The 1,425-nt window shown below is 56.3% G+C and carries 1 rRNA gene; it reads left to right on the top strand.

The features are described 5' to 3' along the window. Nucleotides 1-1,394 (top strand): 23S ribosomal RNA (locus tag ACL06G_RS21425); the annotation flags it as partial. Nucleotides 1,395-1,425: the final 31 nt, after the last annotated feature.

Genomic DNA, 1,425 nt, shown 5'->3' with positions numbered 1-1,425 from the left:
TTGTCTGAGACCTGATGCCGAGCCGATTGTGGTGAAGTGGATGATCCTATGCTGTCGAGAAAAGCCTCTAGCGAGTTTCATGGCGGCCCGTACCCTAAACCGACTCAGGTGGTCTGGTAGAGAATACCGAGGCGTTCGGGTGAACTATGGTTAAGGAACTCGGCAAAATGCCCCCGTAACTTCGGGAGAAGGGGGGCCATGTCTGGTGATCACCTTTTCGGTGTGAGCTGGGTGTGGCCGCAGAGACCAGCGAGAAGCGACTGTTTACTAAAAACACAGGTCCGTGCGAAGCCGTAAGGCGATGTATACGGACTGACGCCTGCCCGGTGCTGGAACGTTAAGGGGACCGGTTAGTCATCTTCGGGTGGCGAAGCTGAGAACTTAAGCGCCAGTAAACGGCGGTGGTAACTATAACCATCCTAAGGTAGCGAAATTCCTTGTCGGGTAAGTTCCGACCTGCACGAATGGCGTAACGACTTCTTGACTGTCTCAACCATAGGCCCGGTGAAATTGCACTACGAGTAAAGATGCTCGTTTCGCGCAGCAGGACGGAAAGACCCCGGGACCTTTACTACAGCTTGATATTGGTGTTCGGTTCGGCTTGTGTAGGATAGGTGGGAGACTGTGATGCTCGAGCGCCAGCTCGGGTTGAGTCGTTGTTGAAATACCACTCTGGTCGTGCTGGATGTCTAACCTGGGTCCGTGATCCGGATCAGGGACAGTGTCTGGTGGGTAGTTTAACTGGGGCGGTTGCCTCCCAAAGGGTAACGGAGGCGCCCAAAGGTTCCCTCAGCCTGGTTGGTCATCAGGTGGTGAGTGTAAGTGCACAAGGGAGCTTGACTGTGAGACTGACGGGTCGAGCAGGGACGAAAGTCGGGACTAGTGATCCGGCGGTGGCTTGTGGAAGCGCCGTCGCTCAACGGATAAAAGGTACCCCGGGGATAACAGGCTGATCTTCCCCAAGAGTCCATATCGACGGGATGGTTTGGCACCTCGATGTCGGCTCGTCGCATCCTGGGGCTGGAGTCGGTCCCAAGGGTTGGGCTGTTCGCCCATTAAAGCGGTACGCGAGCTGGGTTTAGAACGTCGTGAGACAGTTCGGTCCCTATCCGCTGTGCGCGTAGGAGTCTTGAGAAGGGCTGTCCCTAGTACGAGAGGACCGGGACGGACGAACCTCTGGTGTGCCAGTTGTTCTGCCAAGGGCATGGCTGGTTGGCTACGTTCGGGAGGGATAACCGCTGAAAGCATCTAAGCGGGAAGCCTGCTTCGAGATGAGGACTCCCACCAACGTGATTGGGTAAGGCTCCCGGTAGACGACCGGGTTGATAGGCCGGATATGGAAGCCTCGTGAGGGGTGGAGTTGACCGGTACTAATAGGCCGAGGGCTTGTCCATTGATGCTCGCGTCCACTGTGTAGGTTCTGAG

It is taken from the genome of Streptomyces callyspongiae (assembly GCF_047200695.1).
Taxonomy (GTDB): domain Bacteria; phylum Actinomycetota; class Actinomycetes; order Streptomycetales; family Streptomycetaceae; genus Streptomyces.
Note: the sequence above shows the minus strand (reverse complement) of the source record. Positions and strands in the feature narration are given on the sequence as shown.